Source organism: Staphylococcus sp. HMSC068C09 (genome assembly GCF_001813735.1).
Classification (GTDB): domain Bacteria; phylum Bacillota; class Bacilli; order Staphylococcales; family Staphylococcaceae; genus Staphylococcus; species Staphylococcus hominis.
Window position 1 is genome coordinate 320357 of record NZ_KV813756.1, and the last position, 23598, is coordinate 343954.

The 23598-nt window shown below is 31.5% G+C and carries 21 protein-coding genes and 1 pseudogene; 17 read left to right on the forward strand and 5 right to left on the reverse strand.

All coding sequences use genetic code 11. The features are described 5' to 3' along the window. The first annotated feature begins 36 nt into the window (after nt 1–36). The gene (locus tag HMPREF2930_RS06325; RefSeq protein ID WP_017175735.1) at nt 37–3486 is read left to right on the forward strand and encodes a pyruvate carboxylase; all 3450 of its coding nucleotides are present in this window, start codon (nt 37–39) and stop codon (nt 3484–3486) included. A 123-nt stretch (nt 3487–3609) separates the two neighbouring features. Here HMPREF2930_RS06325 and HMPREF2930_RS06330 read toward each other — a convergent pair whose 3' ends face one another. Further along, complete coding sequence (locus tag HMPREF2930_RS06330) at nt 3610–4530, reverse strand: COX15/CtaA family protein (RefSeq protein WP_017175734.1); 921 nt, start codon at nt 4528–4530, stop codon at nt 3610–3612. 238 nt (nt 4531–4768) lie between these two features. On the opposite strand from HMPREF2930_RS06330, the gene cyoE reads away from it, so the two are divergent. From cyoE to HMPREF2930_RS06350, 4 genes are all read left to right on the forward strand, one after another. Then, nucleotides 4769–5680, forward strand: coding sequence for a heme o synthase (gene cyoE / locus HMPREF2930_RS06335; protein WP_017175733.1), 912 nt, complete (start codon nt 4769–4771; stop codon nt 5678–5680). 29 nt (nt 5681–5709) lie between these two features. After that, on the forward strand, nt 5710–6171 hold the full coding sequence (locus tag HMPREF2930_RS06340) for a DUF420 domain-containing protein (RefSeq protein ID WP_017175732.1): 462 nt from the start codon (nt 5710–5712) through the stop codon (nt 6169–6171). Nucleotides 6172–6416: 245 nt separating this feature from the next. Beyond that, a complete protein-coding gene (locus tag HMPREF2930_RS06345) occupies nt 6417–7478 on the forward strand; it encodes a CAP-associated domain-containing protein (RefSeq protein ID WP_017175731.1) in 1062 nt (353 codons plus the stop codon). An 18-nt stretch (nt 7479–7496) separates the two neighbouring features. Next, complete coding sequence (locus HMPREF2930_RS06350) at nt 7497–7931, forward strand: YlbF/YmcA family competence regulator (RefSeq protein WP_017175730.1); 435 nt, start codon at nt 7497–7499, stop codon at nt 7929–7931. A gap of 167 nt (nt 7932–8098) precedes the next feature. On the opposite strand, the gene HMPREF2930_RS06355 is transcribed toward HMPREF2930_RS06350, so the two are convergent. Further along, nucleotides 8099–9034, reverse strand: coding sequence for a glycerophosphodiester phosphodiesterase family protein (locus HMPREF2930_RS06355; protein ID WP_017175729.1), 936 nt, complete (start codon nt 9032–9034; stop codon nt 8099–8101). Between the two features lie 144 nt (nt 9035–9178). Here HMPREF2930_RS06355 and HMPREF2930_RS06360 point away from each other — a divergent pair, with 144 nt between their 5' ends. Further along, entirely contained in the window at nt 9179–9430 is a 252-nt protein-coding gene (locus HMPREF2930_RS06360; protein WP_017175728.1) for a DUF2129 domain-containing protein, read from the forward strand. 17 nt (nt 9431–9447) lie between these two features. Here the strand turns inward: HMPREF2930_RS06360 and HMPREF2930_RS06365 are convergent, their stop codons facing one another. Next, nucleotides 9448–9837, reverse strand: coding sequence for a DUF7147 family protein (locus tag HMPREF2930_RS06365; protein ID WP_017175727.1), 390 nt, complete (start codon nt 9835–9837; stop codon nt 9448–9450). 70 nt (nt 9838–9907) lie between these two features. On the opposite strand from HMPREF2930_RS06365, the gene rsmD reads away from it, so the two are divergent. Continuing rightward, nucleotides 9908–10459 (forward strand): 16S rRNA (guanine(966)-N(2))-methyltransferase RsmD, encoded by a 552-nt coding sequence (gene rsmD / locus HMPREF2930_RS06370; RefSeq protein WP_002450015.1) that lies wholly within the window; start codon nt 9908–9910, stop codon nt 10457–10459. Then, the gene (gene coaD, locus HMPREF2930_RS06375) at nt 10452–10937 is read left to right on the forward strand and encodes a pantetheine-phosphate adenylyltransferase (protein ID WP_017175726.1); all 486 of its coding nucleotides are present in this window, start codon (nt 10452–10454) and stop codon (nt 10935–10937) included. Before rsmD ends, coaD begins: the two co-directional genes overlap by 8 nt. A 46-nt stretch (nt 10938–10983) precedes the next feature. Here coaD and HMPREF2930_RS06380 read toward each other — a convergent pair whose 3' ends face one another. Then, nucleotides 10984–12123 carry a nucleotidyltransferase gene (locus HMPREF2930_RS06380; protein ID WP_017175725.1) on the reverse strand — a complete coding sequence of 380 codons (1140 nt, stop codon included), beginning with the start codon at nt 12121–12123 and terminating at the stop codon, nt 10984–10986. 126 nt (nt 12124–12249) lie between these two features. Between HMPREF2930_RS06380 and HMPREF2930_RS06385 the strand changes: the two genes are divergently transcribed. From HMPREF2930_RS06385 to pheT, 5 genes are all read left to right on the forward strand, one after another. Next, nucleotides 12250–12804, forward strand: coding sequence for a YceD family protein (locus HMPREF2930_RS06385; RefSeq protein ID WP_017175724.1), 555 nt, complete (start codon nt 12250–12252; stop codon nt 12802–12804). An 84-nt stretch (nt 12805–12888) separates the two neighbouring features. After that, complete coding sequence (rpmF, locus tag HMPREF2930_RS06390) at nt 12889–13062, forward strand: 50S ribosomal protein L32 (protein WP_001830121.1); 174 nt, start codon at nt 12889–12891, stop codon at nt 13060–13062. 115 nt (nt 13063–13177) lie between these two features. Continuing rightward, complete coding sequence (locus tag HMPREF2930_RS06395) at nt 13178–13918, forward strand: TrmH family RNA methyltransferase (RefSeq protein WP_017175723.1); 741 nt, start codon at nt 13178–13180, stop codon at nt 13916–13918. A gap of 351 nt (nt 13919–14269) precedes the next feature. Further along, the gene (gene pheS, locus HMPREF2930_RS06400; protein WP_017175722.1) at nt 14270–15328 is read left to right on the forward strand and encodes a phenylalanine--tRNA ligase subunit alpha; all 1059 of its coding nucleotides are present in this window, start codon (nt 14270–14272) and stop codon (nt 15326–15328) included. Next, nucleotides 15328–17730, forward strand: a complete 2403-nt coding sequence (gene pheT / locus HMPREF2930_RS06405) for a phenylalanine--tRNA ligase subunit beta (protein ID WP_017175721.1) — start codon at nt 15328–15330, stop codon at nt 17728–17730. The genes pheS and pheT overlap by 1 nt, the downstream gene beginning before the upstream one ends. Nucleotides 17731–18168: 438 nt before the next feature. Here pheT and rnhC read toward each other — a convergent pair whose 3' ends face one another. After that, nucleotides 18169–19095, reverse strand: a complete 927-nt coding sequence (gene rnhC / locus HMPREF2930_RS06410; protein ID WP_017175720.1) for a ribonuclease HIII — start codon at nt 19093–19095, stop codon at nt 18169–18171. A 213-nt stretch (nt 19096–19308) separates the two neighbouring features. Between rnhC and zapA the strand changes: the two genes are divergently transcribed. The 4 genes and pseudogenes from zapA to HMPREF2930_RS06430 form a co-directional block, all read left to right on the forward strand. Then, a complete protein-coding gene (zapA, locus tag HMPREF2930_RS06415; protein ID WP_017175719.1) occupies nt 19309–19575 on the forward strand; it encodes a cell division protein ZapA in 267 nt (88 codons plus the stop codon). After that, entirely contained in the window at nt 19576–20097 is a 522-nt protein-coding gene (locus HMPREF2930_RS06420; RefSeq protein WP_017175718.1) for a CvpA family protein, read from the forward strand. A gap of 73 nt (nt 20098–20170) precedes the next feature. Beyond that, nucleotides 20171–21883 (forward strand): DNA polymerase/3'-5' exonuclease PolX, encoded by a 1713-nt coding sequence (gene polX, locus HMPREF2930_RS06425; protein WP_017175717.1) that lies wholly within the window; start codon nt 20171–20173, stop codon nt 21881–21883. 9 nt (nt 21884–21892) lie between these two features. Further along, nucleotides 21893–23598: pseudogene (locus HMPREF2930_RS06430) on the forward strand (endonuclease MutS2); the annotation flags it as partial.

Genomic DNA, 23598 nt, shown 5'->3' on the forward strand with positions numbered 1-23598 from the left:
GTTAGAATATTCAAAATATAAAGGGGTGTTTCTTGTTTGAATCATATAAAAAAATTATTAGTAGCCAATCGTGGTGAAATTGCAATTAGAATTTTTAGAGCAGCAACGGAATTAAATATTCAAACAGTAGCAATTTATTCAAACGAAGACAAAAATTCATTACATAGATATAAAGCCGATGAATCATATTTAGTGGGAAAAGATTTAGGACCAGCCGAAAGTTATTTAAATATTGAACGTATTATTGAAGTAGCAAAACGTGCGAATGTAGATGCAATACATCCTGGTTATGGCTTTTTAAGTGAAAATGAAGAATTTGCAAGACGTTGTAATGAAGAGGGCATAACATTTATTGGCCCGCACCTAGACCATTTAGATATGTTTGGTGATAAAGTAAAAGCAAGAACAACTGCAATTAAAGCAAATTTACCAGTTATACCAGGAACAGATGGACCAATTGAAAATTTTGATGCAGCAAAGGCATTTGCTAAAGAAGCAGGATTCCCACTGATGATTAAAGCCACAAGTGGTGGTGGTGGAAAAGGTATGCGTATTGTTCGCGAAGAAAGTGAATTAGAAGATGCGTTTCATCGTGCGAAATCTGAAGCACAAAAATCATTTGGTAATAGTGAAGTATATATCGAAAGATACATCGATAATCCCAAACATATTGAAGTTCAAGTTATTGGCGATGAATATGGTAATATTGTTCATCTATATGAGCGTGATTGTTCTGTACAACGTCGTCATCAAAAGGTAGTTGAGGTAGCACCATCTGTAGGCTTACCTGATGAATTAAGAGAACGTATTTGTCAGTCTGCATTACAATTAATGAAAAATATCAAATATGTTAACGCTGGAACAGTGGAATTTTTAGTATCTGGCGATGAATTCTTTTTCATTGAAGTCAATCCACGTGTTCAGGTAGAGCATACGATTACAGAAATGATTACAGGAATTGATATCGTTAAAACTCAAATTTTAGTAGCAGATGGAGCAAGTCTATTTGACAAACGTATCGCTTTACCTCCTCAAGAAGAAATCCAAACACTTGGTTATGCTATTCAATGTCGTATTACTACCGAAGATCCTACAAATGATTTTATGCCAGATTCTGGTACGATTATTGCTTATCGTTCAAGTGGTGGTTTTGGTGTACGTTTAGATGCAGGAGATGGTTTCCAAGGCGCTGAAATTTCGCCTTACTATGACTCACTATTAGTGAAATTATCTACTCATGCCATTACTTTTAAACAAGCTGAAGAAAAAATGGAACGCTCTTTACGAGAAATGCGTATTCGTGGTGTAAAAACAAATATTCCGTTTTTAGTTAACGTTATGCGTAATGAAAAATTCCGAAGTGGAGATTATACAACAAAATTTATTGAAGAAACACCGGAATTATTCGATATTGCACCTACATTAGACCGTGGTACTAAAACATTAGAATACATTGGGAATGTAACCATTAATGGTTTTCCGAATGTCGAAAAACGTACGAAGCCAGACTATGAGTCAACTTCGATTCCGCAAGTTTCAAAAAAGAAAATTCAACATCTATATGGTACAAAACAATTACTAGATGAAAAAGGCCCTAGTGGAGTTGCAGATTGGGTTAAAGCACAAGATGATGTTTTAATTACTGATACGACATTCCGTGATGCGCATCAATCTTTACTTGCTACGCGTGTACGTACAAAAGATATGTTAAATATAGCTTCTAAAACTGCTGAAGTATTTAAAGATAGTTTTTCTTTAGAAATGTGGGGAGGCGCTACTTTTGATGTGGCATACAACTTCTTAAAAGAAAATCCTTGGGAGCGTTTAGAAAAACTTAGAAAAGCGATTCCAAATGTATTATTCCAAATGTTATTAAGAGCTTCAAATGCTGTGGGTTATAAGAATTATCCTGATAATGTAATTCAAAAATTTGTAGATGAAAGTGCTAAAGCAGGTGTAGATGTTTTCCGTATTTTCGACTCATTAAACTGGGTAGATCAAATGAAAGTGGCAAATGAAGCGGTACAAAAAGCAGGTAAAATTTCAGAGGGTACTATTTGTTACACAGGGGATATTTTAAACTCAGAACGTTCAAATGTGTTCACTTTAGATTACTATGTTAAATTAGCTAAGGAATTAGAACGTGAAGGTTTCCATATTTTAGCAATTAAAGATATGGCTGGCTTATTAAAACCTAGAGCAGCATATGAACTGGTTGGAGAATTAAAAGCTGCAGTTAATTTACCAATACATTTACATACACATGATACAAGTGGAAATGGTTTATTAACCTACAAACAAGCCATCGATGCTGGTGTAGATATTATCGATACAGCTATTGCATCGATGAGTGGCTTAACAAGTCAACCAAGTGTGAACTCCTTATATTATGCATTAGATGGGTTTAAACGAAATATGCGTACAGATATTCAAGGTTTAGAAGAATTAAGTCACTATTGGAGTACTGTTCGCCCATACTACGTTGACTTTGAAAGTGATATTAAGTCACCTAATACAGAAATTTATCAACATGAAATGCCAGGTGGTCAATACTCTAATTTAAGTCAACAAGCTAAAAGTTTAGGTCTTGGTGAACGTTTTAATGAAGTCAAAGATATGTATCGTCGTGTTAATTTCTTGTTTGGAGATATTGTTAAAGTGACACCATCTTCAAAAGTGGTAGGAGATATGGCGTTATATATGGTACAAAATGATTTAGATGAACAATCTATTATTGAACAAGGTTATAAATTAGATTTTCCTGAATCAGTAGTGTCATACTTTAAAGGTGAGATTGGTCAACCAGTAAATGGCTTTAATAAACAATTGCAGGATATTATTTTAAAAGGTCAACAACCGCTAACTGAACGTCCAGGAGAATATTTAAAACCAGTAGATTTTGATGAAATACGAGAACAATTACAAGATAAAAATTATGGTGAAGTGACTGAGCAAGATATTATAAGTTATGTACTTTATCCAAAAGTATTTGATCAATTTATTCAAACTAGACAACAATATGGTAACTTATCATTACTTGATACACCGACATTCTTCTTTGGTATGCGTAACGGTGAGACTGTAGAAATTGAAATTGAAAACGGAAAACGTTTAATTATTAAACTTGAAACAATTAGTGAAGCAGATGAAAAGGGTAATCGAACAATTTATTACGTGATGAATGGTCAAGCTCGTCGTATTACGATTAAAGATGAAAACATAAAAACAAATGCGAATGTAAAACCTAAAGCAGATAAAACAAATCCAAATCATATAGGAGCTCAAATGCCAGGAAGTGTGACTGAAGTTAAAGTTTCAGTAGGTGATGAGGTTAAAGTAAATCAACCACTATTAATCACTGAAGCCATGAAAATGGAAACAACAATTCAAGCTCCATTTAATGGAGTGATTAAAAAAGTTACTGTTGGAAATGGTGATGCTATTGCAACGGGAGATTTATTAATCGAAATTGAAAAATCTGAGTAGGTATTAAAAAGTTTAAAAGCATAAGATAGAAAGTTAAATGACATTCTATCTTATGCTTTTTTGCATAAAAAACACGTTAGAGATTCCATGTTTTACAATAACTCTAACATGTCTTTTAAAACTTTATTTGATTTTTGATTTTTCACTTCTAATTGAACGAAGCATGAGTAAAATAAAGTAAGCGATTAAGCCAAAAAGTATAGTAATACAAAGTGCGTGTAGCAATGCAATAATTAAATTAACATGTGTGATTACAGACAATGCACCCGTAATCACTTGTAAAATAATTAAAATAAATGCAGCAGTATAGCCATATCTAATTGTACGGTTTTCAGAATAATTTTTGATGGCATGAATAAATGTAATCATAATCCAACAAAAAGTGATAAATGCCATACCGCGATGTGCAAATTGTACCCAATCTTGCTCAGTATGGGGTACTAAATTATTAAACGGCAATGGCCAGCTTCCATATGCTAAACTTGCTTTAGCGTGGCGAACCAAAGCACCAGTGTAAATAGTGACATAAACAACGCCCGTCATAATCCAAGTAAGATTGCGCAATGGTTTTTTTATAAATAATTCATCAGCCTCATATTTTTTATCCACTTCAAAAATAATAAGCATTAATACGAACACAGAAGAAAAACTAATTAATGAAATTCCAAAATGTAAGGCTAAAACGTAAGAATTTTGTTGCCAAATAACAGCTGCTGCGCCAATTAAGGCTTGAATTAATAGGAAAGCGACACTAATAATTGCTAAAGGTTTAACCTCTTTTATGTATCCTATATTTTTCCAAGCTGTGATGGCCAACCATAACACAACAATTAATGATAAACCTGATACAGCTCGGTGACTCAATTCAATGATTGTAGCAATTGGCAAATTCTGAGGTAATAAAGCGCCGTGACATAAAGGCCATGAAGCACCACAGCCATCTTCAGAGCCCGTCTTAGTTACTAAGGCGCCCCCAAGTTGTACCAATGCCATAATAATTGTTGCTACGATTGATAACCATTTAAGGTTTCGTTTGTTAAACAAGTTTAAACACCCCATCATTAATTTAAAATATTTTGTAATATGATATCCATTTATGCTCTGATTTTAATATAAAAGATATAATTATAAATATTACAACTATTATACTACAATAATTAAAGACAAAAAATTAGTGAGACAGGAAGTCGTTAAAGTGTCACAATTTAAATAGATATAACCTAGCCTTTTATAAGTAATTATTATATCATAGTACTATATGAAAATTTTAAGGAGGGGAACCATGAGTAAAGAACACACTTTATCACAGCCGTCAAGTAGAGTGTCTTTTAAAGAACTACAACAAATTATTAAAATGGGCTTGGTACAGGGTAACCTAATTCCTGCTTTTGCAGGCGCTTGGTTAGCTATTGTAATGACAAATCATTCCTTCCTATCGTCAATACCTCAAATCCTATTAATGTTGATAGGTTCGACATTAATTATGGGTGGTGCTTGTGCATTAAATAATTATTATGATCAAGATATCGATAAAATTATGCCAAGTAAACAAAGTAGACCAACAGTAAACGATAGAATTTCAGATAAACATTTATTAATGTTAAGTTTTGGTATGATGTTAGTAGGAGAAGCATGTTTATTCTTATTAAATGTGCCATCAGGTGTTTTAGGACTTTTTGGTATAGTAGGATATGTATCATATTATTCAATCTGGTCTAAAAGACATACGACTTGGAACACAGTAGTAGGAAGTTTTCCAGGTGCTGTGCCACCTTTAATTGGATGGACAGCTATTGATGGACAAATAAGTCTTGTAGCTTTTGCTTTATTTTTAGTTGTCTTTTGTTGGCAGCCTATTCATTTCTATGCTTTAGCTATTAAACGTAGTGATGAATATTCATTAGCAAATATTCCTATGTTACCTTCAGTAAAAGGCTTTAAACGTACAAGAGTAAGTATGTTTATTTGGTTAGTATTTTTATTACCATTACCGTTCTTATTATCTAGTTTAGGCACTACGTTTGTTGTATTAGCAACTTTATTAAATCTTGGATGGATTTTTATAGGTTTAACAACATTTAAGAAAAATACTGATCAAACTAAGTGGGCAACAAAAATGTTTATCTATTCACTAAATTATTTAGTAGTATTCTTTGCATTAGTTGTTGTCATCTCTTTAATAAAAATGATTTAAAATATCTAAGTTAAATAAGGATGGAACATATGAGTTTACCAATTCTACCAACTATTAGTACAAGCTGTATCGTAATTAGTGCTATTTTAGTAGCAATAGGATGGTGGCAAATTGCTCATCGTCATGTTAATACTCACAAAAAAGTTATGTTATGGGCAGCATTTTTCGCATTAACGTTTTTTATAATTTACGCAACTCGAACGATATTTATAGGTAATACAGATTTTGGTGGTCCAGATTCTGTTAGAACATATTATAAGATATTCTTAATCTTCCACATTAATCTTGCTACGATTGGTGGCGTATTAGGATTAGTTCAAATTATTACTGCATTTAAAGATAAATTTAAATGGCATAGAAGAATCGGACCTGTCGCTTCAATTATATGGTTCTTTACTGGTATTACAGGTGTGGCAGTATACTTATTACTATATGTAATTTATCCAGGTGGAGAAACTACATCGGTGATTAAAGCCACACTAGGTTTATAACAATATTGAATATTTTAAAGAATAGCCTGGGACATAATGAGTGTCTCAGGTATTTTTAATATTTTGGCAGTCGATGATCAAATTGTTTAGTATAAATTATGTTTTAATATTAATTGTTTATTTTATTTGTAAATAGGTATAATGTAGTTTAATTAATAAATTTGGAGTTTAGAAAAAAAGAATGGCTTGATTGTTAAAATAGTTATTTTGTACAATATATATAATTCTAAAGAGGTGGGGGAGCAATGACTAAGTTAGTAATCAAAGTTTTAGGAGTCGTATTTTTAATTACATTTTTAATTTATTTATTTTACTCACCAAGATTAAAATTTGATGTTCTTGAAAATCCTAATAACAACAATAAAATAAGTCATTCAAATCAAGTATCACATTCCGTGAAAAAACAGACTGAAAATCCTGCTCCCAAAAATGGGATAGGTACTTGGATAGGTAAAGATATTAATTATCTTACAAATAAATATGGACAAGCAAATCGTACATATCCTGTTAAAGGCGGATATACTGATTATATAGTTAAGAGAAAACAACAATATTATATTGTTACTACAAAACATGATGAAATTAAATCTGTTTATGCTACTGGAGAAAAAGCTCAAACCGGATCATTAAAAATCAATGAAAATGCTTCACATATATTTGAAAAAACTAGTATTAATCCTGACCCCTCTTTTAAAGTGAATGGAAAACAATATAATTTTGAGTTATCAGATGAAGATATTAAAACTCAAACTCTAATTAAATATGGTAATATTTATGCTCAAGTTTATGTGGATCAACAATCAAATCGAATTATGGGTATTCGATATCTAGATAAAGAACTATTAGCATTTATAAAACCTTATCAATTAACAGATGAAGAAGATATTTCAGATGATAAATTTAATAATGACAGAAATAATAAAGATTCATTACCATATGAACAAAGCCCAAATCAATTGATAACCCTCTATGAAATTACTAATCAAATGAGAGATTTAAAACATATTCCACCATTGAAAGTAAATTCAGACATTTCACATATTGCTTCAGCAAATTTATATGAAGCAACTGGTACAGAAGATGTTGAATTTACAGAAGAAGCCCTTAAGAGCCAACTTGGTAACGAAAACATTGACTTTATAGCTACAAGTCAAAATGTGGGCTATGATTTTGATGACGTGCCTACATTAATTCATAGTTGGATGAATTCGGATATACACCGTTCAAGAATGTTAAATAAAAAGTATAATGAAATGGGTGGAGAAGTAATGAGAAATTATTATTCACTTATTTTTGTACAAAAATAGGTTGTGAGGTGACCGATAATGTATACAGAGGAAACATTATCAATTTTAGATGAAATTGAAGATTTATCAGACATGATTGTACAATCAAAAGTGTATTTTAATTATAGAGAAGCTCAAAAAACACTTAAACAAGATGATGAAGCACATTTACTGTATCAAGCTTTTTTAAAATCAAAAGAACGTTATGATGAAGTGATGCGCTTTGGTAGATATCACCCAGATTATCAAAATGTAATGTTAGATACACGTCGACGTAAGCGAGCTTATGAAATGTTGCCTAATGTAATGGATTACAAATCTAAGGAAGTACAATTACAAAATTTAATAGATGAAGTGTTGACTAAAATCGCATTATCTGTGTCAGAAAATGTAAAGATTGAAGTGGGTAATCCATTTTTTAAAACGGATTCTAAAGGCTGCGCCTCAGGAGGTACATGTAATTGTCGTTTATAATTAAAAATAAAATCTAGTAAATCAGAGGTTGAGTTGCAAAATGAGATGTCAGCATATTTTTACTTTAATTATTGAAGATTAATATATTAAAAGAATCTGAGACAACTATGATGTATGTCCCAGATTCTTTTATGTATATATTTTAATTTTATATAGAATGAGTGTATTTAATTTGAGGTATGTTGTTTTAGTAGTGATTTAAATTGTTTACCTAAATCAGGACGGTCAGTAACAATGGTGTGGACACCTTTTTGATACAAATCATACATTAAGTCAACACTATTGATGCCATAATAACCTGGCACAATATTTAATAAGTTAAGCCATTGAATAAAATGAGTTGATGATAATGGGATACCTTTGAATTTTATAGGCATTTGAAATGTGTCAGCTTGAGGATGATAATGATAACCTAGTCCTAAAATAAACTTAATCACACCTTCAGTCACTTCATGTTGACTTGCACCAGTAGCTATTTCTCCATTGCTTATTGCTCTAAAACGTTCATTTTGTTTTTTATGGAAACTTGTTACAAGTACACGTTTCTCAGCATGATGATGCTTTATAATATCATACATTTTTTTAGGCGCAATAGCTCCTTCATAACTACTTGGAGTATCTTTTAAATCTACATTGATATATTTGCTAGGATACATTTCTAAAAGTTCATCGAAAGTTAAAATTTTAGCTTGTTGATGACCTCTATAAATATGGCGACCATTGATATCAGTAAAATGAAATCCTGCATCTAATTTTTTTAATTCTTTTAATGTGTAATCACATACTTTTCCTGAACCATTAGTAGTACGGTCGACTGTAGCATCGTGAAAAACAATCAATTCTTCATCTTTAGTTAGTCTCACATCTGTTTCAAAGCCATCTAAACCATAATCAACAGCATTATCGAAAGCTAATTGTGTTTGTTCTGGTCGAACTGACATTCCACCTCTATGTGCAAAAATATAAGGTGCTGGTCCATTAAAAAAGTAAGGTATGTCTTTAAGCATTTTAGGCTTTTGATTTCTTTTTAAAAGTAATAAACTGCTTAGTATACCCATACTAGTGATACCCAAATTAAAAAAATTCTTCTTAATGTGTTTCAAGGTATAACCTCCTAAAGTTCATTTAAAATTAATAATTAAAGAAATATTTTTCGAAAGTTAAGTGTTGAGATATTGAATGTATTTTATAAAATTATTAGTCATGGTATAGTAATTATGCATAATAAATGGAGTGAGTGAAATAATATGGAATTGATTCCAAGAGTTAGCTTAATTATTTACTTAAAGCATATTAAACATGAAAGACAGATACGTAAATATGGACATATCGTTTATACTAATAAACCTCGAAAGTATGTAGTAATGTATGTTAATGAACATGAAGTAGACGATATTCTCCAGAAATTAATGAAATTAAAATATGTTTTACATATTGATGGATCCCCTTATAAAAACTTGAAAAAAACATATGATAAAGAAAAGCATGAAAAGCTTTAAGATGTATTTAAACATTGTTATTGCATCGGTGGGATCCAATTTTGTAAACGAAGTACGCTAATTAAATATTTAAAATATAAATCATTCATATGAAATGCATTTGGCGGTTGAACATCAATGCCGACAATAGGAATATCATACGATTGAGCTTGTTCATTAATCATCTCAAATTTTTTATTACTATTTGGGTAAGGATATTTTAAAGCGTTTAACATCATATATATGGCTTGAAATTGTTTACCGGTCGTAGGATTCATAATAATTGCGACTGATGATAATTGTTTGTCTGACTGTGGTGTATGGAAATAGACAACCTTGTCTATTCTTGCATGATTATATTCAATAAGAGTAAGAAATTCGAATAAATCTGTAAGTCCTTCTCCTAAAATAATAAATGATTGTTTCATAAATATTTAATTCTCCTTTTTCAAAATAAATTATAGTAAATAAATGAATGAAATGGAAGTGTAAGTCAAAATGAGAGTCATTGCTGGAAAACATAAAAGTAAACCACTAGAGAGTTTAGAAGGACGTAATACACGTCCAACAATGGATAAAGTTAAAGAAGGTATTTTTAACAGTTTACATGAAGTATACGGCTTAGGTTTAGACTTATTTGCTGGTAGTGGTGCTTTAGGAATTGAAGCACTTTCTAGAGGTATGGATAAAGTTATATTTGTAGACCAAAACTTTAAAGCAGTTAAAGTGATCCAAGCTAACTTGAAACAATTAAATTTAGAGGAACAATCTGAAGTATATAAAAATAATGCAGATAGAGCGTTAAAGGCTATCAATAAAAGAGACATTCAATTTGATTTCATTTTTTTAGACCCTCCTTATAATAAAGGGCTAATAGATAAGGCTCTAGATCAAATTTCTAAGTTTAATTTATTAAAAGAACATGGTATTATCATTTGTGAGTTTAGTAATCAAGAAAAAATCAATACATATGATTTTGAAGTAATTAAGCAATATCATTACGGTTTAACAGATACTTTGTTATTAAAAAAAGGAGAACACAATGACTAAGACAAAAGCAGTCATTCCAGGTAGTTTTGACCCTATTACTTATGGGCATTTAGATATTATAGAAAGAAGTTCTGATCGATTTGATGAACTTCATGTATGTATATTAAAAAATAGTAGTAAAGCAGGTACATTTTCTATTGAAGAACGTATGGAATTAATACGTGAATCTGTAAAACATTTGCCAAATGTGAAAGTACATAATTTTAATGGATTACTTGTTGATTTTTGTGATAAAATAGGCGCTAAAACAATTATTCGTGGCTTAAGAGCAGTGAGTGATTTTGAATATGAATTACGTTTAACTTCAATGAATAAAAAATTAAATAGTAATGTAGAAACAATGTATATGATGACAAGTACAAACTATTCATTTATCAGTTCAAGTGTTGTGAAAGAAGTGGCTCAATATAAGGCAGATATTTCAGATTTCGTACCTAGGCATGTTGAAAGGGCATTAAAAGAAAAATTTGAAGATTAAAAAATTAGCGTATAGAACAGAAATGAAATGTTCCATACGCTTTAATTCAATTATTTAATCTAATTACAGGGGTATTAAAATCATTTTTCTGTTGACCTGATAATAAGTTATAAATATCGGTAGATTTAATTTCATTTTTAAAAAAATGAGCAGATGTTTTATTAATATTAGTGATGAATTGACGCTCTGGAAATTTGGTTTTTAATTGTTTGAGATAACTTTGTCCGCGACAATTCATTCCTAAAATTCTTACAGCTGAAATGGATTGAATAGAATCTTCTTTTTTTACATTTAAAAGAATTTGCATAAGTATGCGTTGTAAATGAGTATAGGTAAAGCGTTTTGTCTTCAGTAAAGACATAAAGGATTCAAAAGAAGTGGCTTGATTGATATATTTTTTTAATCGATGTTCTAGTCCTTCAGATATAGTGTATATATGAGCCATTTCATGAATTGAATGACTTAAGATATGATATTTAATCAAGCTAAATGTATCCTCTTTAGTTAAATGAGGTGTTGTATACAGTGATTGAATTGAAGAGGGAACAACTGTAGTCCACTGAGTTTCTTGAGTGATTAACGACTGCCTAATTGCAGAACCACTTGCAAAGGATGATGTTTCAATTGTCGCATCATGATGATGAGCATGCACACGTTGGATAGCAAGTCCTTTCATGTGAGGTGCAAATTGTTGTATAGCTTTTAAGTAAGTGATTGCTAAAATATTATTAGGCATTTTCAGCAAAGTATTATCGCTAATTAAATCATTTATAATTTTTGCATAATTACTACCTTCTTTTACTTTTTGATTAAAAGTTGAACTATGTTCTAAATTGATTATTTCATTTGCAACGTTTTTAAGGCGAGTTATATCAGGTGTTTCACTTCCAAAAGCAATAGTATTAACATCTAGATAACGAGCAACTTGAACAGCTATTTGTGCAAAATAATCACTTGAAGAAAGACTAGCGATAAGGGGTAACTCAACAACTAAATCGACATTGGAAAGTGCCATTTGTGTACGTAGGAATTTGTTATAAATAGCAGGTTCACCTCTCATAACGAAATTACCACTCATGATTGCAATAGAGATCTCTGCATCGGACTGTACTTTAGCTTGTTGCGCATGATAAGCATGACCGTTATGAAATGGATTATACTCTGTAATCAATCCAACACTTTTCATTTGCAATTCGTCCTTTCAGTATTCATTATTAGTATTGTAACAGATAATAAGATGTTAAGAAAAAATCTTGACAACTTATAATAGTAAAGTTAAAATAAATTTTGTGTTTGTTAGAGGTGAAGCCATATGAAATGGTCAATAACGCAATTGAGAAAATATCAAGGTAAACCTTTTGAATTCAATGAAAAGGCGAACTTTGACGATTTAATAGAACCTTTAGGTCTGATTGATTTATCAGAGATGAATATCGAAGGTGAATTAACCATAAAATCAAATGAAGTGATAGCAGATATGCATGTTACTGGTACGTATACTATGCCTTGTGCTCGTACATTAGTGCCTGTAGATGTGCCACTTGATGTCAGAACTTCCGAAATATTTGATTTAGAAGGTTATAATAGTTATACCGATGAAGAAGTAGATGAAGATGAACATTATCATCTTGCTACAGATGGTATGATTAATATCCGAGATATTGCTAAAGAATTGGTTATTATTGAGAAGCCAATGCGTGCATTTTCTGAGAATAGTGATCAAATGCTTACAGAAGGTAACGGTTGGGAAGTTATTGATGAAGAACAAGCGCTTGAGCTTGAGCACTCTAAAGATAACGACGATTCCCAAACACGCCAAGTTGATCCTAGGCTTCAAAAATTACAACAGTTATATGATAAAGAGTAATAGCAGGTTAATTTAATTTATAGTATAATAATTAAATGACCGAATACTTGAGATTATGTGTTTTAATATTAAGGAGGATATATCATGGCAGTACCAAAAAGAAGAACGTCTAAAACTAGAAAAAATAAACGTCGTACTCATTTCAAAATTTCAGTACCTGGTATGACTGAATGCCCAAACTGTGGCGAGTACAAATTATCTCACCGCGTATGTAAAAACTGTGGTTCTTACAATGGTGAAGAAGTCGTTTCTAAATAATTTATATCTATTTAAAAAAGGTGGAATACGAATTCATTATGAATTCTATCCCACTCTTTTTTTATATTATCTCAATTTATACCATTGCTATCAAAAATAATTTGGAGAGACTATTATGGAACAAATTACTTCAACACAAAATAATAAAATTAAATTAGCAAATAAACTTAAAAAGAAAAAAGAACGCGATAAAACAGGATTAGCTCTCATCGAAGGCATACATTTAATTGATGAAGCATTTAAAAGTAATATGATGATTAAACAATTATTTGTAATTGAGCCAGAAAGAACAGATTCTAGACTTTTAGAGTATGCAAAAGAAGCTTACGAAATTAATATGAAAGTGGCTGAATCATTATCAGGGACTATTACACCGCAAGGTTTTTTTGCAGTCATTGAAAAACCTAAACATGATATCTCAAAAGCGAAACAAGTGTTATTACTTGATCGTATACAAGATCCTGGTAACTTAGGCACGTTAATTCGTACAGCAGATGCTGCGGGTATAGATATGATTGTAATGGAAAAAGGTACAGCAGACGCATACCAAGATAAAGTAATGAGAGCCAGTCAAGGAAGTGTATTTCATATTCCTATTGTCACGACAGAATTAAATAAATTTATTGAACAATTTGATGGCCCAGTATATGGTACAGCCTTAGAAAATGCTGTGTCCTATAAAAACATCGAATCGCAAGACACATTTGCCTTATTACTTGGTAATGAAGGAGAAGGTGTTAATAAAGAATTATTAGCACATACCTCGCAGAATCTTATTATACCTATATACGGCAAAGCGGAAAGTTTAAACGTGGCGATTGCTGGAAGTATTTTGCTTTATCATTTGAAAGGTTGACCTTTTGATTTAAAATCGACTATACTTAATTGTATACAAAATTAAAATAATATGTTTATTAAAGATAAATATAAACCGATAAAAAGACGTAAACTAAATGATTAATTGCACAGGGAAAGTAAGCGTGACTGAAACTTACTTCAATTTACATTAGTTTTTTTCACCTTTTTGGTTACTTAAAGAAATTTAAGTCGGAGTGCATCTTCGTTAACAATGCTAACAAGTGTATGCTTAGGCATAAATTTGGGTGGTACCACGGAAGGCTTTCGTCCCAGTTATTTAGGGATGAAAGTCTTTTTTTAATTTAATAAAGTAAATTTTATGATAAATAGAAAGTATGAGGTGTAAGTCATGACTCAAAATGATTCAATGACAGAATTAAGACAACAAGCTTTAGTAGACATTAACGAAGCGCAAGATGAACGTGCTTTACAAGATGTCAAAGTAAAGTATCTAGGAAAAAAAGGCTCTGTAAGTGGTTTAATGAAAAATATGAAAGATTTACCAAATGAAGAAAAGCCAGCTTATGGACAAAAAGTAAATGAGTTAAGACAAGCAATTCAAAATGAACTTGAAGAAAAACAAGAATTATTAAAAAATGAAAAGTTAAACCAACAACTTGCTGAGGAAACAATTGATGTTACATTACCTAGTCGCCAAATTAATATTGGCTCAAAACATCCATTAACTAGAACGGTTGAAGAAATTGAAGATTTATTCCTAGGATTAGGATATGAAATTGTTGATGGATACGAAGTAGAACAAGATTATTATAATTTTGAAGCTTTAAACCTTCCTAAATCACATCCAGCCCGAGATATGCAAGATAGTTTTTATATTACAGATGAGATTTTAATGCGTACGCACACGTCTCCAGTGCAAGCACGTACAATGGAAAAACGTCACGGTCAAGGACCAGTAAAAATTATTTGTCCTGGGAAAGTGTATCGACGAGATTCAGATGATGCTACACATAGTCATCAATTTACACAAATTGAAGGTTTAGTAGTAGATAAACATATCAAAATGAGTGATTTGAAAGGAACGTTAGAGTTAGTAGCTAAAAAATTATTTGGTGCTGATCGTGAAATTCGATTACGACCAAGTTATTTCCCATTCACAGAGCCATCAGTGGAAGTAGACGTCTCTTGTTTCAAATGTAAAGGTAAAGGATGTAATGTATGTAAACATACTGGATGGATTGAAATCTTAGGTGCAGGTATGGTACATCCTAATGTTCTAGAAATGGCCGGTTTTGATTCAAATGAATATTCTGGCTTTGCATTCGGTATGGGGCCAGATCGTATAGCAATGTTAAAATACGGAATCGAAGACATTCGTCATTTCTATACAAATGATGTGAGATTCCTTAATCAATTTAAAGCTGTAGAAGATAGAGGTGAAGCATAATGTTGATTTCAAATGAATGGTTAAAAGATTACGTAGATGCTGGTGTACCTGCTAAAGACTTAGCTGAGCGTATTACACGTACGGGTATTGAAGTAGCAGATATTATAGATTACTCAAAAGATATTAAAAATGTAGTAGTAGGATATGTAACATCTAAAGAAAAACATCCAGATGCAGATAAATTGAATATCTGTCAAGTTGATATAGGTGAAGAAGAACTTGTTCAAATTGTTTGTGGGGCACCTAATGTTGATGAAAATCAATATGTGATTGTGGCTAAAGTAGGTGGACGTTTACCTGGAGGTATTAAAATAAAACGTGCCAAATTACGCGGAGAACGTTCGGAAGGTATGATTTGTTCCTTACAAGAAATTGGTGTCTCAAGTAATGTTGTACCAAAAGACTATGAAAATGGAATTTTCGTATTTCCTAGTGAAGTGACACCGGGAACTGATGCATTAGACGCATTATATCTTAATGATCAAATTATGGAATTTGATTTAACACCTAACCGTGCAGACGCTTTAAGTATGGTGGGAACTGCATATGAAGTTGCAGCATTATATCAAACTGAAATGACTAAACCAAACACAACGCTTAACGAAACTGAAACTTCAGCAACAGATGAGTTATCAGTGACAGTTGATAATCCTGAAAAAGTTCCATATTACAGTGCAAGAGTTGTTAAAAATGTGAGAATTGCACCATCACCTATCTGGATGCAAGCACGTTTAATTAAAGCTGGTATCCGTCCAATTAATAATGTAGTTGATATTTCTAACTATGTATTACTTGAATATGGTCAACCACTTCATATGTTTGATCAAGACCATATGGGTTCTAAAGATATCGTTGTACGTCAAGCGAATGAAAATGAAACAATGACAACATTAGACGATACTGAAAGAACGCTTATTGATACAGATATCGTTATCACAAATGGTAAAGAACCTATTGCATTAGCTGGTGTTATGGGTGGAGATTTTTCAGAAGTGACTGATCAAACAATGAATGTCGTAGTAGAAGGTGCGATTTTTGACCCTGTATCTATCCGTCACACATCACGTCGTTTGAATTTACGTAGTGAGTCTTCAAGTCGTTTTGAAAAAGGTATTGCAACAGAATTTGTTAATGAAGCAGTCGATAGAGCTTGTTATTTACTTGAACATTATGCTTCTGGTGAAGTATTAAAAGATAGAGTGGCACAAGGGGATTTAGGTTCACTTGTTACGCCAATTGATATTACTGCGGAAAAAGTAAATCAAACAATTGGTTTTAATTTATCAAATGATGAGATTAAAGCTATTTTCGAACAATTAGGATTTAAAACGATTCAAAATGCCGATACTTTAACAGTATATGTACCTTCACGTCGTAAAGATATTTCAATTAAGGAAGATTTAATTGAAGAAATAGCAAGAATATACGGATATGATAATATTCCTTCAACTTTACCAGTGTTTGATGATGTAACTAGTGGAAAATTGACAGATCGTCAATATAAAACGCGTACGGTAAAAGAAACACTCGAAGGTGCAGGATTAAATCAAGCCATCACATATTCACTTGTGTCTAAAGACCATGCCAAAGATTTTGCATTACAAGAACGTCCTACAATTAGTCTACTTATGCCAATGAGTGAAGCGCATTCTACATTACGTCAAAGCTTATTACCACATTTAATCGAAGCAACAACTTATAACGTAGCACGTAAAAACAAAAATGTAAGATTATATGAAATTGGACGTGTGTTCTTTGGTAACGGCAAAGATGAATTACCGGATGAAATCGAATATTTAAGTGGTATTCTAACTGGAGAATATGTAGTTAATACTTGGCAAGGTAAAAAAGAAGAGATTGATTTCTTTATTGCTAAAGGTGTAGTCGATCGAATTGCTGAAAAATTAAATTTAGATTTCACTTATAAAGCTGGCGAAATAAAAAGTCTTCATCCAGGTAGAACTGCGATTGTTTCATTAGAAGGTAAAGAGATAGGGTTTGTAGGAGAATTACATCCTCAATTAGCAGCTGAAAATGATCTTAAACGCACATATGTATTTGAATTAGACTATGATGCAATGATGCAAGTAGCTGTAGGTTACATTAATTATGAACCAATTCCAAAATTCCCTGGTGTGTCAAGAGATATCGCTATGGAAGTAAAACGTGACATGCCTTCATCAGAATTATTAGACATTATTCATGAGAATGGTGAAGACATTCTAAAAAATACACTTGTATTTGATGTGTATGAAGGTGAACACTTGGAAGAAGGTAAAAAATCAGTAGCCATTCGTTTAAATTATTTAGATACTGAAAATACACTTACAGATGAACGTGTTTCTAAAGTGCATGATAAAATTTTAGAAGCATTAAAAGCTAAAGGCGCTACAATTCGATAATAAATTAAAGAAGAGATTGGGATATACATCCTAAAAAAATAGCCAGTAAATGAGTTTATTATAAAGTCATTTACTGGTTTCATTATTTACAATACTTTGTATAGTTGGTTCGCTTTATTAGGGAATAAATTTAGTCTGTAGTCTTTAGCGTATCTTATTTTATCAAGAGTCGCACTAAAATGCTTTTTTTATGTAATTTTACATTGAAATACTTTTAAAAAATAAGGTCCTTTCGTATAATTTAATAAACTTCATTAAATTAACGAGGTACCTTATGTATAAAGATTCTAACATGACTCAACTTACTTGACCGATAGAAACTTCAGCACTTGTTCCCGCAAACGATGTGTCACGATATGTAAATAAAAGTGTTGAAACAATTCTCGATACTGAATTTGATGAATTTAGACATCATCGTATAGCATTCTAAAATGTTCTTTATTGATACTTTTTATTAACCAACGTCCATGCTTTATCACGATTTTTAAAATGTTTTTTTGAAATAGAATCTAACTTACTAATATTATATTTTTCAATAATTTGAGCAGCGATTAAATCTACTTTATGACTCGCGCCTTTTGGAATATCAAAATGCATCATTTTTGATATTGAATCCATGTGCTTAATAAAAGCATAGCGAGAAATGATACTTGCTGCTGCAATAGCAAGGGATTTAGATTCTCCCTTTGTTTCAAATTTTGTTTGATTTGGAAAAGGTAAGTCGCTTAGAGCATAACGCTTGTAGACGTTACGTTCTGCAAATTGGTCAATGACAATGTAGTCTAATGCTTTAGTATCTATCTTGTTAGTTACATTTTTTATCGCTTCATTATGAAGGACTGCTTTCATTTTTACTTGAGACCAACCTAGTGCTTGTCTTTCATTATATTTAGTATTGTTTAATGTAAGTAATGAATGAGGAATAAAGGTAATCAGTTGTTCTGCAAGTTCTATAATTTTAGTGTCTGTTAATTTTTTCGAATCATCTACGCCTAGCGTTCTTAAAATATCTATATGCTCTTTAGATACAAAAGCAGCACAAACCGTTAATGGACCAAAATAATCGCCACTTCCCGCTTCATCACTACCAATACAGTTATAATCATTATATGTTATATTATGTAAATCATCTGCCTTTGAAGATTTTGAATTAGTTACAGAATCAGTAGTACAAAATTGACGCGCTATATGTTCAGCATGTTTTCCTTGAAACATAACTTTACCAGAATTGTAAATACTAATGACAGTGTCATGATATTTGGTTCTTGCTTTCATCCCATTAGGTAAATTGGATGTACTAAAGTTAATTTGGTTCAACAGTTGCTCAATATCTTGATTAGTTAATTTATGTACTACATTTCCCATAAAATGTTTAAACCTCTCTTTTAAAATTCTAATAGATATACTTTAACATAATGAAGATAAAAACGTAGGTTTAGTGGTATAAATAAATAGTATTTTAAATCTATAATTACAAATAAGAGACGCTCATGTATAATAATAATAATCTACTTATTCACTCAACAAAACATTAGTCAAAGAAATTTAAAATATTATCAAAAGTCAGGAGTTAATACAATGGGAGAATTTAAAAATCGTATTAATGTATCGATCAATGATCAAAATTTTACGATTATCGGTGACGATGATCCTGAACACATACGTTATGTAGCACATTTAGTAGATGAACAGCTAAGATTATTAGGACGTAAATCAGCAGGATTAGATACAACAAGAAAAGCAATTTTAACTGCAGTGAATATCATGGACGAAAAAGTGAAATTGGAAGAAGAAAACGAAATATTAAAACAAATGATTTATGAATTAAAACAACAGGATAGCTAAATGACTATAGATTTAGTAATGATACTTATTATTTTGATGTATATGATAATTGGTTTTAGAAGAGGCCTTTGGCTGAATAGTCTTCATTTGTCGTCTACGCTTGTCTCACTATTCATTGCGCATCGTTTTTACCAATATATATCAAAACAAATGATTGTTTTTGTTCCATTTCCTAAAACAGTTGCTTTTGATACGCACTTCGCATTTCAATATCATGATGTACAACAACGTTTTGATACTATTGTGGCATTTTTATGTATTGCTTTTATAAGTAAGTTGCTTTTATATCTTATTATTGTAACTTTTGATAATATAGTGTCATATCATAATATTCATGTTACAAGTCGAATATTGGGAAGCTTATTAGGTAGTATTGCCAGTGTGATTGTACTGCAACTTGTTTTATATTTAGTATCTTTATATCCTAATGAATGGATTCAAGAAAGTTTAAAACACGGTTATTTAAGCCATATTATTCTATTTAAGATGCCGTTTTTATCATCTTATATACTAAATTTATAAATAAAAAAAGATAAAAGGTCAGGACTAGGTGATGGATATAAACCTCCTGGTCTCTTTTTATGGAGTGAATGTAATGACAAAGAAAGATGTAATTCAACTACTAGAAAAAATTGCTATATATATGGAATTGAATGGAGAAAATACGTTTAAAGTATCTGCTTATCGTAAAGCAGCACAAAGTCTTGAAATAGATGAACGTTCTTTAGATGAAATAAAAGATGTTACTGAATTAAAAGGAATTGGAAAAGGGGTAGGAGAGGTCATTAGCGAATATCGAGAAACAGGTACCTCATCAACTTTAAAAGAATTGCAACGTTTAGTTCCTGAAGGATTAATTCCTTTAATGAAAATTCAAGGTTTAGGTAGTAAAAAAATTGCAAAGTTGTATAAAGAGTTAAATATTACAGATAAAGAACATCTTCAAGAAGCTTGTGAAGCGGGAAAAGTTAGTGAACTAAGTGGATTTGCTAAAAAAACGGAACAAAACATACTTGAAGCAGTAAAAGCACTAGGAGCTAAAAAAGATCATTATCCTATTGATTTGATGCGACATTTAAATAAAGATATTATGACTTATCTAGAACAATTAGAAGAAGTTGAACATTATTCTGAAGCAGGTAGTTTCCGTCGTTATAAAGAAGTAAGTAAAGATTTAGACTATATTATTAGTACACGACACCCTCTTCATGTACAACAACACCTTTTAAATATTCCAAATAAAGTGAAAGAAGTCGCAGTTGGAGAAACGAAAGTGTCACTTGAATTGGAATATGATGATGAAACGATTGGTGTAGATTTTAGACTTGTTGAACCAGAAGCCTTTTATCATACCTTACAGCACTTTACAGGTTCCAAAGATCATAACATTCGCATTAGACAACTTGCTAAAGCACAAAATGAAAAAGTGAGTGAGTATGGTATCGAACAACAAGATGGAACGTTACTCCAATTCCAAAGTGAAGCTGAAATTTACCAACACTTCGGTAGACATTGGATTGCTCCAGCAATGCGTGAAGATGGCAGTGAGTTTGATCGTGATTTAAATTCAATCATTACATTAGATGATATTAAAGGTGATCTTCATATGCATACAACGTATAGTGACGGCGCTTTTTCTATACGAGAGATGATTGAAGCAAACATTAAAAAAGGCTATGAATACATGGTCATTACGGATCATTCAAAGAGTTTAAAAGTTGCGCATGGATTACAAGTTGAACGATTATTACGTCAAAATGAAGAAATAAAAAATTTGAATGAAGAATACACAGAAATAGATATTTACTCAGGTACAGAGATGGATATTTTACCTGATGGATCATTAGATTATGAGGATGATATACTATCGCAACTTGACTATGTTATTGCAGCTATTCATCAAAGTTTCAATCAATCTGAAGAAGAGATTATGAAGCGCCTAGAACATGCATGTCGTAATCCTTATGTTAGACATATTGCACATCCAACTGGTCGTATTATTGAGCGACGTGAAGGGTATCAACCTAATATAGAACAGTTGATGCAACTTGCAGAAGAAACACAAACGGTAATGGAAATTAATGCTAATCCAAAACGATTAGATTTAAATGCTGCCACTGTAAAAAAATATCCAAATATTAAATTAACAATTAATACAGATGCTCATCATGTGGATCATCTTGATTTTATGAAATATGGCGTAGCTACTGCGCAAAAAGGATTTGTAAATAAAGATAGAGTGATTAATACAATGACGCGTGACGCTTTTAAAAACTTTATTAATAATAATATTAAATTACAGAAATAGAGGGATTGTATGAGACAAAAAACATTAGACGTCTTAGAGTTTGATAAAATCAAATCATTTGTAGCTTCTGAAACGATAAGTGATTTAGGACGTGAAAAAGTGTCTAAAATGTCTCCAGCAACTGATTTTGAAACTGTAGAATTTCAAATGAATGAGACAGATGAAATATCACAAATTTATAATAAACATCGTTTACCTAGTTTAAGTGGTTTATCAAAAGTATCACCATTAATTCACCGTGCTAAAATTGGTGGAGTGCTTAATGTTACCGAATTAAATGTAATTAAGCGGTTGATACAAGTACAAAATCAATTTAAAACATTTTATAATCAACTGCTTGAAGAAGATGAAGGCGTCGTAAAGTATCCAATTTTAAATGAAAGAATGAATCAACTACCTGTACTTACTGATTTATATCAAGAAATAAATGAAAAATGTGATGCTTACGATTTATATGATAATGCAAGTTATGAATTGCAAGGTATTCGAAGCAAAATATCAAGTACGACTCAACGCATTAGACAAAATTTAGATCGTATTGTTAAAAGTCAAGCTAATCAAAAGAAACTTTCAGATGCCATTATTACAGTGCGAAATGATCGCAATGTGATACCGGTAAAAGCAGAATATCGACAAGATTTTAAAGGGATTGTGCATGATCAATCAGCTTCTGGACAAACCCTTTATATTGAACCATCTTCTATTGTTGAAATGAATAATCAAATTAGTCGATTAAGAAATGATGAAGCAGTAGAACGTGAACGTATATTAACAGAATTAACAGGTTTCGTAGCTGCCGATGATGATAATTGTTTAGTGGCAGAGTCGGTTATGGGTCAAATTGATTTCTTAACGGCTAAAGCGCGCTATGCACGATCAATTAAAGGGACAAAACCTACTTTTTATAAGGAAAGAACGGTTTATTTACCTAATGCTTATCATCCTTTATTGAATAAAGATACAGTCGTAGCAAATACAATTGAATTTATTGATGATATTGAAACGGTTATTATTACGGGACCTAACACAGGTGGTAAAACTGTCACTTTAAAAACGTTAGGACTTATCATTGTGATGGCTCAATCCGGGTTACTCATTCCTACATTAGATGGTAGTCAATTGAGTGTATTTGAAAACGTATATTGTGATATAGGTGATGAACAATCGATTGAACAATCGCTATCTACGTTTTCATCACATATGAAAAATATTGTAGAAATTTTGAAAGAAACGGATAAAAATAGTCTTGTTTTATTTGATGAATTAGGTGCTGGAACCGATCCGAGTGAAGGTGCAGCTTTAGCTATGAGTATTCTCGATCATGTGAGGGAGATTGGTTCACTAGTTATGGCAACGACACATTATCCAGAGCTTAAAGCTTATAGTTATAATCGTGAAGGCGTTATGAATGCAAGTGTTGAGTTTGATGTGAATACATTAAGTCCAACTTACAAATTATTAATGGGTGTTCCTGGACGTTCCAATGCCTTTGATATTTCTAAAAAATTAGGTTTAGGATTAAACATCATTAATAAGGCTAAAACAATGATTGGTACAGACGAACAAGAAATTAATTCAATGATAGAATCATTAGAGAAAAACTCTAAACGTGTGGATGAACAACGTATTGAGCTTGAAAAATTATTGAGAGAAGCACGAACGACGCATGATGATTTGGAACGTCAGTATCAACAATATAAAAATTATGAACAAAA